Source organism: Streptomyces sp. NPDC021622, assembly GCF_040640795.1.
Classification (GTDB): domain Bacteria; phylum Actinomycetota; class Actinomycetes; order Streptomycetales; family Streptomycetaceae; genus Streptomyces.
Genome location: NZ_JBFACK010000001.1, coordinates 1 through 13,795, shown reverse-complemented (window position 1 = coordinate 13,795; position 13,795 = coordinate 1). Strand labels below are relative to the sequence as shown.

At 69.7% G+C, this 13,795-nt stretch carries 14 protein-coding genes; 9 read left to right on the top strand and 5 right to left on the bottom strand.

Annotation, left to right across the window (positions count from 1 at the left end; translation table 11 throughout):
* Nucleotides 1-4 precede the first annotated feature (4 nt).
* Nucleotides 5-577 (bottom strand): class I SAM-dependent methyltransferase, encoded by a 573-nt coding sequence (locus AB0G47_RS00070; protein ID WP_360762175.1) that lies wholly within the window; start codon nucleotides 575-577, stop codon nucleotides 5-7.
* Between the two features lie 55 nt (nucleotides 578-632).
* Here AB0G47_RS00070 and AB0G47_RS00065 point away from each other — a divergent pair, with 55 nt between their 5' ends.
* The 3 genes from AB0G47_RS00065 to AB0G47_RS00055 all read left to right on the top strand — a co-directional run bounded on the left by AB0G47_RS00065 (nucleotide 633) and on the right by AB0G47_RS00055 (nucleotide 2,622).
* Nucleotides 633-1,412, top strand: coding sequence for a helix-turn-helix transcriptional regulator (locus AB0G47_RS00065; RefSeq protein ID WP_360762172.1), 780 nt, complete (start codon nucleotides 633-635; stop codon nucleotides 1,410-1,412).
* Between the two features lie 9 nt (nucleotides 1,413-1,421).
* Nucleotides 1,422-1,913, top strand: coding sequence for a GNAT family N-acetyltransferase (locus AB0G47_RS00060; RefSeq protein WP_360762169.1), 492 nt, complete (start codon nucleotides 1,422-1,424; stop codon nucleotides 1,911-1,913).
* Nucleotides 1,914-2,004: 91 nt separating this feature from the next.
* On the top strand, nucleotides 2,005-2,622 hold the full coding sequence (locus AB0G47_RS00055; RefSeq protein ID WP_360762166.1) for a DUF1707 domain-containing protein: 618 nt from the start codon (nucleotides 2,005-2,007) through the stop codon (nucleotides 2,620-2,622).
* An 11-nt stretch (nucleotides 2,623-2,633) separates the two neighbouring features.
* On the opposite strand, the gene AB0G47_RS00050 is transcribed toward AB0G47_RS00055, so the two are convergent.
* Nucleotides 2,634-4,037 carry an MFS transporter gene (locus AB0G47_RS00050; RefSeq protein WP_360762163.1) on the bottom strand — a complete coding sequence of 468 codons (1,404 nt, stop codon included), beginning with the start codon at nucleotides 4,035-4,037 and terminating at the stop codon, nucleotides 2,634-2,636.
* 102 nt (nucleotides 4,038-4,139) lie between these two features.
* Here AB0G47_RS00050 and AB0G47_RS00045 point away from each other — a divergent pair, with 102 nt between their 5' ends.
* Nucleotides 4,140-5,114, top strand: a complete 975-nt coding sequence (locus tag AB0G47_RS00045) for a LysR family transcriptional regulator (RefSeq protein WP_360762160.1) — start codon at nucleotides 4,140-4,142, stop codon at nucleotides 5,112-5,114.
* A 120-nt stretch (nucleotides 5,115-5,234) separates the two neighbouring features.
* On the opposite strand, the gene AB0G47_RS00040 is transcribed toward AB0G47_RS00045, so the two are convergent.
* From AB0G47_RS00040 to AB0G47_RS00030, 3 genes are all read right to left on the bottom strand, one after another.
* Nucleotides 5,235-5,558, bottom strand: coding sequence for a helix-turn-helix transcriptional regulator (locus AB0G47_RS00040; protein WP_360762157.1), 324 nt, complete (start codon nucleotides 5,556-5,558; stop codon nucleotides 5,235-5,237).
* Nucleotides 5,555-5,935, bottom strand: a complete 381-nt coding sequence (locus AB0G47_RS00035) for a type II toxin-antitoxin system RelE/ParE family toxin (RefSeq protein WP_360762154.1) — start codon at nucleotides 5,933-5,935, stop codon at nucleotides 5,555-5,557. The genes AB0G47_RS00040 and AB0G47_RS00035 overlap by 4 nt, the downstream gene beginning before the upstream one ends.
* Nucleotides 5,936-6,031: 96 nt before the next feature.
* Nucleotides 6,032-6,760, bottom strand: coding sequence for a FadR/GntR family transcriptional regulator (locus AB0G47_RS00030; protein WP_360763866.1), 729 nt, complete (start codon nucleotides 6,758-6,760; stop codon nucleotides 6,032-6,034).
* Between the two features lie 189 nt (nucleotides 6,761-6,949).
* Between AB0G47_RS00030 and AB0G47_RS00025 the strand changes: the two genes are divergently transcribed.
* The 5 genes from AB0G47_RS00025 to AB0G47_RS00005 all read left to right on the top strand — a co-directional run bounded on the left by AB0G47_RS00025 (nucleotide 6,950) and on the right by AB0G47_RS00005 (nucleotide 13,618).
* Entirely contained in the window at nucleotides 6,950-8,599 is a 1,650-nt protein-coding gene (locus AB0G47_RS00025; protein ID WP_360762151.1) for an ABC transporter substrate-binding protein, read from the top strand.
* 42 nt (nucleotides 8,600-8,641) lie between these two features.
* Entirely contained in the window at nucleotides 8,642-9,601 is a 960-nt protein-coding gene (locus AB0G47_RS00020; protein WP_360762148.1) for an ABC transporter permease, read from the top strand.
* Nucleotides 9,601-11,592 (top strand): dipeptide/oligopeptide/nickel ABC transporter permease/ATP-binding protein, encoded by a 1,992-nt coding sequence (locus AB0G47_RS00015; RefSeq protein WP_360762145.1) that lies wholly within the window; start codon nucleotides 9,601-9,603, stop codon nucleotides 11,590-11,592. The genes AB0G47_RS00020 and AB0G47_RS00015 overlap by 1 nt, the downstream gene beginning before the upstream one ends.
* 71 nt (nucleotides 11,593-11,663) lie before the next feature.
* Entirely contained in the window at nucleotides 11,664-12,686 is a 1,023-nt protein-coding gene (locus AB0G47_RS00010; RefSeq protein WP_360763864.1) for an ABC transporter ATP-binding protein, read from the top strand.
* Entirely contained in the window at nucleotides 12,683-13,618 is a 936-nt protein-coding gene (locus AB0G47_RS00005; RefSeq protein WP_360762142.1) for a dihydrodipicolinate synthase family protein, read from the top strand. The genes AB0G47_RS00010 and AB0G47_RS00005 overlap by 4 nt, the downstream gene beginning before the upstream one ends.
* Nucleotides 13,619-13,795 lie beyond the last annotated feature (177 nt).

Sequence of the window (13,795 nt, the reverse complement as noted above, 5' to 3'; positions counted from 1 at the left end):
GATGTCAGGGCTTGCGCGCCCGGAAGCGCAGGCCGCCGCTCTCCGGGTGGCGGTCCACGAGCGGCTCCGTGAATCCGGCAGCCGTCAGGCGCGCGGGGAGGCCGGCCGGGGCCACGGTGTTCATCGTGTCGCGGAAGTGCAGCAGCCGGAAGCGCAGGCTGGGCTGGCTGTCGCTGCCCGCGAAGACGCCGCCGGGCCGCAGTACGCGGAACGCCTCGGCGAAGATGCGGTCCTGGAGTGCGTCGGTGGGCACGTGGTGCAGCATCGTGAAGCAGACGACGGACGAGTAGGTGTCGTCAGGGAGCGGCATGTCGGAGCCGTCGGCGTGCAGGATGCGGGCCCGGTCGCCCCACTGGCGCTGCAGCAGTCCTGCCGTGTCGCCGTCGATCTCGACGGCGGTGAGGTGGGGCACCTGGTCGACGAGTACGCGCAGATTGGCCCCGTATCCCGGGCCGATCTCCACGACGTCCTCGCCGAGTTCGACGTCTTCCAGGGCCCAGGGAAGAAGGCGGTCCTTCACGGCCTCGGCCCATTCCTGGGAGCTGCACAGCTTGCGGTGTGCTCGGTTCATCGGCATACGACGACGCTAGGTCCGGGCCCGAGGTGTCCGACACGGGCTAGGCTGCCGTCCCATGTCGCAGACCGGACACTCCCGTCAAGGGCTGACGGCGATCTTCGTGGGCGACTTCACGATGCCGCGCGGTCTGCGCTTCGCCACACACCACCACCCGCTGCATCAACTCGCCTGGTCCGCAAGGGGATTGCTCCGCATCAGAACCGCGACCGGCTCCTGGCTGCTGCCGCCCACGCTCGCGCTGTGGATCCCCGCGGGGCTGCCGCACGCGACGGAGGCGGCGGGCGACACGGTGATGCGCAGCCCGTACATCGAACCGGCGAGCTGCCCCGCGGCGGCGTCGTGGACGGAGCCGACGGTGCTTGCGGCGGGCCCGCTCCTGCGCGCCCTGATCGACCACTTGCTCCGCACGGATCTGGACGTGGCCGCACGGGCGCGCGCGGAGCGGGTCCTGCTCGACGTGCTCCACCCCGTCCCGGTGACGAGCATCTCCGTGACGGAACCGAAGGACCCACGGGCGAGGGAGGTGGCGAGAGCCCTGGCGGCCGACCCGTCGGACGGCCGCCCACTGGAGGCATGGGGCCGGACGGTCGGCGCGAGCGCCCGCACGCTCGCCCGCGCCTTCTCGTCCGACACGGGCCTGGCGTTCGGCCAGTGGCGGGAGCGCCTTCGGATGCAGGCGGCGATGCCACTGCTTGCGGACGGCATGACGATCGAGGCGGTGGCGGCGCGGGTCGGCTATGCGTCGGCGAGTTCGTTCGTGGCGGCGTTCCACCGCATCGTGGGTCTGACGCCGCGCCAGTATTTCCCGGTGCGGCAGGAGGGCGGCCGGGGCTAGCGTTCGCGCATGCCCGAACTCCAGCGCCTACGCGCCGACCATGCCCCGGCCCTGCTCGCCTTCGAGCAGGAGAACCGCGCGTACTTCGCCAAGTCGGTCCCCGACCGGGGCGACGCCTACTTCACTGATTTCGAGACCCGCCACGCATCTCTCCTCGCCGAACAAACAGCAGGGGTCTGCCACTTCCACGTACTGGTGGGAGACGGCGGCGAGATCCTCGGCCGGGTCAACCTGATCGACGTGACACCGGACGGCGCGGCGGAGCTGGGCTACCGCATGGCGGAGAGCGCGGCGGGCCGGGGCCTGGCGACGCGCGCGGTACGCCAGGTGTGCGTGCGGGCGGCCGAGGAGTACGGCCTGCGCGAGCTGCGGGCGGAGACGACTCTCGACAACCCCGGCTCGCAGACGGTGCTGACGCGCACGGGCTTCATGGCGACGGGCGAACTGGACGTGGACCTGGACGGCCGCCCGGGCATTCGCTACGTACGCAGGCTCCCTTAAGAGCCCCTGGCCGCACCGCATGTCGCGATATAACGTTAGTCCCCAACGACGTTCGACAGGACCAGGACCAGGACCGGGACGGAAGGGCAGCATGCCGGGAGAGACTTCGCCCACCGGAAAGCACTCCGGCGACGGCTCGTCGCCCGAGCTGCGTGCCTCTCACGCGGACCGGGACCGGGTGGTGGACGTACTGCGTGTGGCGGCGGGGGACGGCCTGCTGACCGCGGCCGAACTGGACGAACGCCTGGAGACCGCCCTGTCGGCCCGGACCATCGGCGAACTGACCGCGCTCACCGCGGACTTGCCCGGCGCGGCTGCAGCAGAGGCCAAGGACGTGGTCCGGATCCAGCAGGTCCACAGCGGCGCGATCGAGCGCGTGGGCCGGTGGGTGGTGCCGCGGAAGCTGGAGCTCTCGGTGTACTGGTGCGACGTGACACTCGACTTCACCGAGGCCGTGATCACGCACGACACCCTGCGGATCGAGATGGAAGCGGCGGGGAAGACGCTGACCCTGATCACGCGGCCGGGCATCGTGATCGACGCGGACGACCTGCAACTGGTCTTCAGCAAAATCAAGTACCGCAAGGCCCCGCCGTCCCCCGAAGTACCGGTCACGCTGCGAGTACAACTGGCAGGCACCAAGACCCACGGCCGAGTGGTGGTAAAGCCCCGCCGCCGGACGTTCGGCGAGTGGCTGACCAGAAGGTAAGCGCTGAAGGCCTAGCGCGGTCCGGTACGGAAGTTGAGGGCGATGAGCAGCCCGCAGGTGAGGGCCGCGAGTGCCGCCATGCCCGTGAGGATCACGGGCGGGGAGAGCGCGCCGGGGCCGGACAGGAGCGTGAACGCGTACGGGGTGAACATGCCGACGTACGCCACCGTCCAGAAGTACGCGGTGATGCGGGCCAGGCGCCGGGGCGGGGCAATGGCCGTGACCTCGGTGAGACCGTGGGTGAGGGCCAGGCCGTATCCCGCGCCGAGTATCGCCGCGGCCGCGAGGGCGAGGAGCTGCTGGTCGGCCTTCACCGCCGGTACGGCCAGGGCGAGGCCCGCCGTGATGGCCGTCAGCGCGGCCACCGCCGTGGCCAGCCGGTGCCTCGCCGCCAGGCGACGGGCCGCCGGCTGGATCAGCAGACCGGCGCCGGGGACGACGGCGGTGGCCACGCCGGTGTAGACGAGGCTGCCGTGGACCAGGGCGGGGAGCGTGACGAACCCGGTCGCGGGGGCGGCGAAAATCCAGGGGGCCAACGGGAGAACGGCCCGCCGGAAGTGCTTTCCGGGGCGAGCGGCGTCGTCCGGTGGGCTCGGCGCGGCGGGGACGGCGGGGGCGGCGGGGACGGCGGGGCGGTGCGGAACGGCGGGGTTGCTCTGACCGGCCGGGCGGCTCAGACCGGCAAGGCGGCTCAAACCAGCCAGGCGGCGCGGAACGGCGGGGCGGCTCAGACCGGCGGGGCTGCTCACACCGGCGGTGCGGCTCAGACCAGCCGGGCGGCTCATACCGGCGGGAACGGTCTCCGGGGATCGTCGTGCCGCCAGACCGGCGCCCGCCGCCAGCAGCGCGTGGGGCAGATACGCCGTGATCAGCGGATGCGGTGCCCACTCCGCGATCAGCGCCGCCGCGAGACCGCCCGACGCGAAGCCCGCCGACACGAAGAGGCCCGCCCGGCGGGAGGCCATGGACGCGGGGGCGCCCTCGGCGACGTACGGCGGAGAAGAGAGTTCCTTGATCCACGCGCTGCCCGCCGCGAGCAACGCACCCGCGCTGGCGCCCGTCAGAAAGCGACCCGGCGGCACCCACGCGGTGGCCCCCGCGCCCAGCATCAGCAAGCCGGTGGAAACGAGGTTCAGGGCCAGCGCGGTCAGGGCGACCGGGCGGCGGCCGATGCGGTCCGCCAGCGGTCCGCCGACCAGGAGGCCGGGGATGAGGCCGATGACGTACAGGGCGAAGAGGCCGGTCACCGCCGACTCGGAGAAGCCGAGCTCGGAGCGGTAGGAGCCGAGGAGGGCGGAGAACTGGTTGGCGCTCCAGCCGGAGGCCATCATGATCCAGCCCGTCCGGAGTCCGTGGCTCGGGGCGGGCGGGGATGGCTGTTCCGTCGGGGCGAGATGCGTGGCGGTGGTGCTCATGAGGCCCAGTTCTATGGCTGCCAGGCGCCCGCCCGCCGCCTGCGTTCACGATTCGTAAATGCCGTGCGGCCACCCACCGTCACCCCGTTTACGCTGGTCCGCATGGCCTCCGCACCCCTCGACCTGCGACTCCTGTCGTCGTTCCTGGCGGTGGTCGAGGAGGGTCACTTCGGGCAGGCTGCAAGGCGCCTCTTCCTCTCCCCGCCGGCCGTGACGCAGCACGTCCGCCGCCTGGAGACGGAACTCGGCACGCGGCTGCTCGACCGCACGGGCAGCCCCGTGGTCCCCACCCCGGCGGGCACCCGCCTGGCCGGGCACGCGCGCGTGCTGCTCGCCGCGTCGAACGCGGCGCTCGACGACATGGCCGAGGCGACGACGCCCCCCGCCGGGCGGCCGCTACGGGTCGGCATCATGGGCCACGGCTCGGCGGAGCTGACCCCTGCGTCGATCAACGCGTTCCGCCGCGCACGCCCCGAAGTGGCCGTCGAAATCCGCCAGTTGGACTTCACGGAACACGTCACGGCCCTGACGGAGGACCGTGTGGACGTGGCCTTCGTCCGCCCGGGCCCCGACGACGAACGGATCACCGCCGACGTCCTGACGACCGAGCAGCGCATCGTGGTCGTTCCGGAGGGCTCCGCCCTGGCCGACGCCCGCCTGACCGGCGCGACGGTGGCCGACATCGCCGACCTCCCGTTCATCCGCGTCCCCGGCCACACGCCGCGCACGTTCACGGACTACCTGTACTTCGACGACGAGGCCAGGCGCCGCAGCACGGCGTACGCGGTGACCCCGCAGGAGGTCCTGACCGGAGTGATCACCGGCACGGCGGCGGGCTCGGGCCTCAAGTCCTTCGCCCGCTACTACGCCTGGCCGGGCGCGGTCTTCGTACCGATCCTGGACGCCCCATGGGTGAGCAGCTACCTGGCGGTACGCGCGAACGACGACAACCCGGAGGTCCGCATCTTCCGCGCCCTGGCAGTCGCCCTGTCCCACGACCCGACCCTGACGGCAGCCGTCCGGGGTCCGTCACCGGAGGTTGCGCAGCCGTTCAAAGCTGATGAGGAACCCTGCTGACATGCTGCACGAGATCAAGGACATCGAGCGGGAAAGGCTCCGCGTCACCCAGCGCCCCTCCCCTCAGGACACACCGCCGGTATTGAGCGACGAGGGCTAAGCCAACAGGGGCACGGCGCCTCACCCAACCTTCCGCAGCTCCCCGTCCCCGAACACCGCGACCATCACCAGGCTGCCGCCCAGCGCCTCGACATAGCGCGCCACGACATCCGTGCCGGACACCTGACCGCTCTCGATCTGGGAGACCCTGCCCTTGCTGACCCCCATGCGCTCGGCCACCTGCGCCTGGGTGTAGCCGCGCTCCTGCCGCATCTCGGCCAGGCGCCACGCGCGAGCCTCGGCGAGCATGCGTTCGGCGCCGTCGAGGAACGCGTCCCGGCCGCCCGACAGCTCCTCCGCCCGCTCGCGGTGCCCACTGGCCGACCACTTGATGTGTCCGCTCACTTCCCCAGCTCCCTCTCACGGTCGGCTACGTACTCCGCGTACCGGCGCTCAGCCAACGGAATCGCCTCGTCGTACCAGGTACTCCAGCTGCCCGCCTTGTCGCCGGCCACCAGGAGGATCGAGGAACGCCAGGGGTCGAACATGAACAGGACGCGCACCTCGCTCCGTCCCGCCGAGCCGGGCCGCAGCTCTTTGAGATTGTGCAGCGCCGAGCCCTTGATCCGGTCGACCAAAGGCCGGCCCTCCGCCGGGCCGTGGCAGGCGAGGATCCAGATGGCCTGGTTGACCAGCGTGTACGAATCCGGGTCCGCCTTCTCCAGGTCGTTCAGCCATTGATCCACCTCACTGGTCAGGTAGACGTCCCACTGCTCTTCCACTCCTCAGACCCTTCCACGAGTTTAGCATTCACTAAACCCGAGAGAGGTGCGACGGCAAGGTGGAACTCGGCATCCTCACCCTGATGAGGGACAGTCTCACCCCACCCCCCTGGACCCCTGCCCCGCCCGCGCCTCGATCCCCCTGAAGTGGTCCGCCATCGCCCGCTGGGCCCGGGGTACGTCGCGGGCCCGCAGTGCCGTCACGATGTCCCGGTGTCTGCTCACCGTCAGCTCCGGGGCGGGGTCGTTCGACCAGCCTCGGACGCCTGCCACCCGGTGGAAGACGTTCCAGAACGCGGTCAGGAGCTGTGGCACCAGTTCGTTGCCCAGGGAGCGGTACAGCGTTTCGTGGAACTCGCGGTCCAGGTCGGGGAAGGCGGCTCCCTGGCCTGCCGCCTGCTCCATCTTTCCTACCAGTGCCTCCAGTTCGGACAGCTCGCCGTCCGTGAGGAGGTAAGCGACCCGGCGTATCAGGCCTTCCTCCAGGACCTCCCGGAGTTGGAGGATTTCCGCCAGTGCGTGGGTGTCGTCCGAGAGTTGGAGCAGGGTTCGGAACGTCAGGCCGTCCGCGAGCGGTGTCAGTGAAGCCTGGCCCACGTACGTGCCGTAGCCGTGTCTGATCTCCACTATGTCCAGCGCCTGAAGCGCCTTCAGCGCCTCCCGTACCGAGTTCCTGCTGACACCGAGGGCCTCCATCAGTTCGGCCTCGGTGGGCAGCGACGCACCCGGGCGAAGTCTCCGGTCGAGGATCAACTGCATGACAGCGCGCTGGACTTGACTGCCCACGCGCCGCTCGCGGACTGGCTCCTGAGGCATGCGGCACATCGTAGGCACGGATGACATCCCACGTCCCACCTCCGGATCGAGATCATCTGCGCAAGCGTCGAAGCGGCACGGAATCGGCGCGCAATCCGATAAGTGCGCGATCTCTTGACCGGCCCTCGCGGCGCTCTTATGGTCGCCACGCCACCACGACGTAGGACGTGGGATCTCTCAAGGAGCAAGGGAGACACAGTGAGCGACCAGAAGACCAGCATCGGCTCCACCCAACCCGCACCCGACCGCCGCTCCTTCCTCAAGTACACGGGTGCCCTTGGCGCCGCCACGGCCATCACCACCACGCTCTCCGCCTGTTCGTCGGGACCCGAGTCCACCAACGAGGCCGGCGGGGGCGGTGACAAGGGCGGCGGGTCCACCCTCACCGCCGTCATCGGCTATGGAAACGACGGCAGTTGGGATCCGACGCAGACCGCCTCCGCGTTCGCGATGGCCGGCAACGAGCACATCTACGAGGGTCTCCTCGGCACCGACCCCATCACCCGCGAGCCGTACGCCGCCCTCGCCACCGAGGTCCCCACCGACCCCAAGGCGACCACCTGGAAGTTCACCCTGCGCGCGGGCGCCAAGTGGCACGACGGGAAGCCCGTCACCGCCGATGACGTCGTATTCGTCTTCGACCGGATCCTCGATCCGAAGACGCAGACCCTCGCCAAGGGCTTCTTCGAAAGCTGGCTCAAGGGTGTCAAGAAGGTTGATGCGATGAGCGTTGAGATGACGCTGAAATTCCCCTTCCCTGATGGGATCGCCCGGCTCTCTCTCGCCAAGATCATGCCTAAGCACGTCTTCTCCAAGCCCGGCGCCTGGGACGAGGCGACCAAGGGCAAGGCGATCGGCTCGGGACCGTACAAGCAGGCCTCGCACGCCCCGAAGTCCAACACCACCTTCGAGGCATTCGACGACTACAACGGCCCCCGCAAAGCCGCCTTCAAGAAGATGAACTGGCTGACCATCGTGGACGCCGCACCCCGCGTCGCGAAGATCTCCGGCGGCAGCGCGGACTCGGAGATCTCGGACAACATCCCGTACGCCAACATCAGCCATCTGGAGAAGGGCGGGCTCACCGTCGAGGGCGGGGCAGGGATGAACAACCTGTTCCTGATGTTCAATACCGCCCACAAGCCCTTCGACGACGTGCGTGTGCGACAGGCGCTGCACTATGCCATCGACACCGAGAAGATGATCGAGGTCGCCCTCAAGGGGCATGGAAAGGCGTCGACTTCGTTCCTCAACGAGTCCAATCCCGCCTACCGGCCCGCCAAGACGGTCTACGCGTACGACCCGAAGAAGGCGAAGCAGCTTCTGGAGGACGCCGGGGTCAAGGATCTCTCCGTCAATTTGATGGCTGTGAACGTCAGTTGGATCGTCGACTGTCTTCCGACCATCAAGGCCTCGTGGGACGCCATCGGCGTGAAGACCACCCTCGATCCGCAGGAGACGACCGCCGTCTTCACCAAGATGGATCAGAAGAAGGACTATCAGGTCGTCGCCGCCGCATCGAATCCCAATCAGTTCGGGATCGACGCCGATCTGATCATGCATTACAACTACGGGCCCGAGAACCTGTGGATGGGCTACGCCCGCTGGGCCGGCAACTCCACCGCCAAGAAGCTCTTCAAGGACATGGACCAGGCCACGCGCGAGCCCGACGCGGGCAAGAAGAAGGCCATGGTGCAGGACTACATCGACATCGTCGCCGAGCAGGCGGTGATCTATCCGGTCGTCCACAACGAGCTGATGACCGCCTGGGACCCGAAGAAGCTCACCGGCATCAAGGCCCAGCCCTACCCCGGGATCAATCTCCTCCAGGCCAAGTGGGCCGACTAGCCCCGCCTGTCGGCCCGTAAGACCGTTGGGAGTCGTACGAACGTGACCGCGATCGTCAGAATCCTGGCCCGCCGCATCGCCCTCCTCGTCCCGCTGTTGCTCGGCATCGTCCTGTTCGTCTTCCTCGTGATGCGGTTCTCGGACGTCGATCCGGCCTCGGCTTTCTTCCAGGGCGCCAATCCGACCCAGGAGCAACTGCACCAGTTCCGCGAGGAGAACGGTCTTCTCGATCCACTGCCGGTGCGCTACGTCGCCTTCGTGGGCGACCTGGCCCAGGGCGACATGGGCATCAGCGTGCTCACCCGCTCACCGGTGGTGGACCAGGTCACCACCGCGCTTCCGCTCACCATGCAGCTGACCTTCATGGGGCTCGGCATTGCCGTCGTCATCTCGCTGCTTCTCGGCGTGACCGCCGCGATCTACCGTGACCGGCTGCCGGACCAGCTGATCCGCGTCGTCTCGCTCACCGGTGTGGCGGCGCCCGGCTTCTGGCTCGCACTGCTCATGATCCAGTATCTGGCGGTGGAGGCGGGCTGGTTTCCGACCGGCGGATACGTCAACCCCGGTGATTCCTTTACCGGTTGGCTCAAGTCCATGACGCTGCCCGCCCTCGCGCTCTCCCTCCCCGTGGCCGCCGGCCTCACCCGCATCATCCGTACGGCCGTGGTCGAGGAGCTCGACAAGGACTACGTACGCACGGCGATCGGCAGCGGCCTGCCGCCGGTCGTGGTCGTCGGCCGCAATGTGCTCCGCAACGCGCTCATCAATCCGCTCACCGTGCTCGGCCTGCGCGTCGGCTATCTGCTCGGCGGCGCGGTCGTCATCGAGACGATCTTCTCGCTGCCGGGGATGGGGAAACTGATGATCGACGCCGTGAAGAACGGCGACCCGGCCGTCGTGCAGGGCGTGGTCATCACGACCGCCGTGGGGTTCGTGGTCGTGAACCTCGTCCTCGACATCCTCCACTTGCTCGTCAATCCGCGCCTGAGGGGGGCCGCTTGATGATCACGTCGCGCAAGGCACTGGCCGAGCGGCTCTCGCGGCCCGGCATCCGGTTGAAGTCCCTGCGCCGGCTGCCCCTGCTCTCCCGGTTCGCGGTCGGCGTCGTAGGCGTCGTCGTGCTCGTGGCGCTCTTCGCACCGCTGCTCGCCCCGCACGACCCGCTCGACCAGCAGCCGCAGGTCGACGGCACCGGGCATCCGTCCGGCGACCACTGGATGGGGCAGGACAGCCTGGGCCGGGACATCCTCAGCAGGCTGATGTACGGGGCACGCTGGTCCCTGGCGATCGGGCTCGGGGCGACGCTCCTCGCCCTGATCGTCGGCGCGGTGCTCGGCGCGATCGCGGCGACCTCGCGCAAGGCCGTCGACGAGACGCTGATGCGGTGCCTGGATGTGGTGATGGCGTTCCCGGGGATCGCGCTCGCCGCCGTGCTCGTCGCGGTCTTCGGGGGCGGCATCCTCGTCCTGATCTGCGCCATCGCGTTCCTGTTCACGCCACCGATCGCACGGGTCGTACGCGCGAATGTGATGGATCAGTACGGCGAGGACTATGTCGTCGCCGAGCACATCGTCGGCGCCCGCACCCCGCACATCCTCGTCAAGCACGTCGCCATCAACTGCGCCGCCCCCATCCTGGTGTTCTGCACGGTGCAGGTCGCCGAGGCCATCGTCTTCGAGGCCTCGCTGTCCTTCATCGGCGCCGGCGTCCGGCCCCCGGACCCGTCCTGGGGCAGCGTCATCGCCGACGGCAAGAACATGGTGCTGCTCGGCGGCTGGTGGGCGACGGTCTTCCCCGGCCTCCTCATGCTGATCACGGTCCTCGCCCTGAACATCCTCTCCGAGGGCGTATCGGACGCCTGGGCGGCGCCCGCGACCCGCGACGTGCCGGGCGCGGCCCGCAAGGAGGACCAGATCGAAGCTCCCGAGCCGGGCAGCGGCAAGGTCCTCGAGCTGCCGGGGCTGACCGAGGCGGCACAGCGGCTGCGCTCGCGCGCGCGACCGCTGCCGGAGGGGCCACCGGTCCTGACGGTCTCCGACCTCACCATCGGCTTCGACGCCCGGCACGGCGGCGTGGACATCGTCGACGGCATCAGCTTCCACGTGCGGCCGGGCGAAGTCCTCGGCCTGGTGGGCGAGTCGGGCTGCGGCAAGTCGCTCACCGCGCTGACCGTGATGGGCCTGGAGCCCAAGGGCGCCCGCATCGGCGGCCAAGTCACCTTCGACGGCGAGCAGTTGATCGGCATGCCGATGCGCACCCGCAGGCGGCTGCTCGGCCACGACATGGCGATGATCTACCAGGACGCCCTGTCGTCCCTGAACCCCGCGATGACGGTCCGCGCCCAGCTCAAACAGGTCGTACGGCGAGGAGGGCGCCGCACGGCGGTCGAACTCCTCGAACTGGTGGGCCTGGACCCGGACCGCACCCTGCGCAGCTATCCGCACGAACTGTCGGGCGGCCAGCGCCAGCGCGTACTCATCGCGATGGCGCTCTCCCGCGACCCGAAACTGATCGTCGCCGACGAACCGACGACGGCCCTGGACGTCACCGTCCAGGCCCAGGTGATCCAGCTCCTCCTGCGGCTGCGCGAGGAACTGGGCTTCGCGCTGATCCTCGTCTCGCACGACCTGGCGCTCGTCGCCGACGTCACCGACCGGGTCGTCGTGATGTACGGCGGGCAGATCGTCGAGACGGGCGTGACGGCGGACCTGGTCGAGTCGCCGTCCCACCACTACACGCGCGGCCTGCTCGGCTCGGTGCTCTCCCTGGAGTCGGCGGCACAGCGCCTCACCCAGATCAAGGGCGTCGTCCCGTCGCCCGCCGACTTCCCCGCGGGGTGCAGGTTCGCCGACCGGTGCCCGCTCGCCAGTGAGGTGTGCCGCACGACGGCGCCCGAACTCCTGGGCGGTGCACGGCATTCCATCGCCTGCCACCATCCGGCCGTCGAACCGCCGCGCGTGCCGGAACCCAGGGGAAGCGAGGCCCTGAAGTGACCCTGCCCCCGACCGACGCATCCCCCGACTCCCCTGACTCCCCTCACTCCCCTGACTCCCCTCACTCCCTGATCTCCCTCTCCGACGCGCATGTCGTGCACCGGGCGCGCTCCGGCGGCCTGTTCTCCCGGGACCGGGTGTACGCCCTGACCGGCGCCGACCTGACCATCGCACCCGGCGAGACCGTGGGCGTCGTCGGCGAGTCGGGCTGCGGCAAGTCGACCCTGGCGAAGGTGCTCGTGGGGGTGCAGCGCCCCACGGCCGGCACGGTGTCCTTCCGCGGCCGGGACCTGTGGACGATGAAGCCCGCCGAGCGGCGCGCCGCGATCGGCCGGAACACCGGCATGATCTTCCAGGACCCTTCGACGGCACTGAACCGCAGACTGCCGGTACGACAGATCCTCCGGGATCCCTTGGACGTACACAGAATGGGTACGTCCGCTCAACGCGAGGAGCGGGTAAGGGAGTTGATGTCGCTGGTGGGCCTCCCGAAGGTGCTCGCCGACGGCCTGCCCGGACAGCTGTCGGGCGGCCAGCGCCAACGCGTGGCGATCGCCCGTGCCCTGGCGCTCGAACCGGAGCTGGTGGTCGCGGACGAGCCGACGAGCGCGCTCGACGTCTCCGTACGCGCCCAGATCCTCAACCTCCTCCTCGACCTGAAGGAGCGCCTCGGCCTCGCCCTGGTGTTCGTCTCGCACGACATCCAGACGGTGCGCCGGATGAGCGACCGGGTGATCACCATGTACCTGGGCAGAATCGTGGAGGAATCCCCGGCCGAGGAGATCCTGGACCGGGCCAGGCACCCGTACACACGGGCGCTCTTCTCCGCGACCCCCGGCCTGCTCGACCCCATCGACCCGATCCCGCTGGTCGGCCCGGTCCCGTCGGCCACCCGGCCGCCGAGCGGCTGCCCGTTCCGTACGAGGTGCTGGAAGGCGGACGAGAGCTGCGCCGCCGCCATGCCGGACTTCGCGTCGACGGAGGGGTCCGGGCACCGCTACCGATGCCACCACCCCGTGCGGGACGGCCAGTCCACGCACGAGCTCGTCATCCAGTCCGCCGCCACGGACACAGCATCAAGGGAGCCTCAATGACCATTCCCACCCCACTCACCGGTGTGATTCCACCCGTCTGTACTCCACTGACACCGGACCGTGAGGTGGATACGTCGTCGCTGGTGAGGCTCGTGGACCACCTCGTGACGGGGGGTGTCGACGGACTCTTCGTACTCGGCTCGACATCCGAGGTGGCGTTCCTCACGGACCGGCAGCGGAGGAAGGTCATCGACACGGTGGTGGGCCATGCCGGGGGTCAACTGCCCGTCCTGGCAGGGGTGATCGACACGGCAACGCCCCGCGTCCTCGACCACGTCCGTTCGGTGACGGACGCGGGAGCGGACGCGGTGGTGGTGACCGCTCCGTTCTACACACGCACCCACCCGGCGGAGATCGCCCGCCACTTCCGGCTGATCGCCGCAGGGTCGACGGTGCCGGTCTTCGCGTACGACTTGCCCGTCGCCGTCCATTCGAAGCTGGGCGCGGAGCTGGTCCTCGGCCTGGCGGCGGAGGGGGTGCTCGCCGGTCTGAAGGACTCCAGCGGGGACGAGGGCGCGTTCCGGGAGGTGATTCTGGGCGCGCGGACGCGAGGTGATGTGAGCGGGTTCAGCGTGCTGACGGGGTCGGAGACGACGGTGGACGCGGCGCTTTCGATGGGGGCGGACGGGGTGGTGCCGGGGCTCGGCAATGTCGACCCCGGGGGGTATGCGCGGCTTTACCGCTACTGCCGGGAAGGGGACTGGGCGTTGGCGCGGGCCGAGCAGGAGCGGCTGTGCGGTCTCTTCGGGATGGTGCGGGTGGGGGACCCCGCCCGGATGGGCGGCAGCTCGTCCGGGCTCGGCGCGTTCAAGGCGGCGCTGCAGCTGCGGGGCGTGATCGCTTGCGCGGCAACTGCGGAGCCACAGGTGCCGTTGTCCTCCGGGGAGGTTGAGCGGGTGGGGAAGTTCTTGGCGGGGGCGGGGTTGCTGTAGGCGGGGGCGAGCCCTGCGGGGCTTCTTCCCCACGCCCGCCCCTTCCCGAAATTCCGGCTGCGCCGGCCGCGAGGTGGCCGTAGATCACCGCCTTCGGCGAGTTCGTCCTCAATCGCCGGACGGGCTGAGATGCCTGCGGCTGGGCTGGAGGGGCTTGCTGTTGGGGTGGGTGGGCAG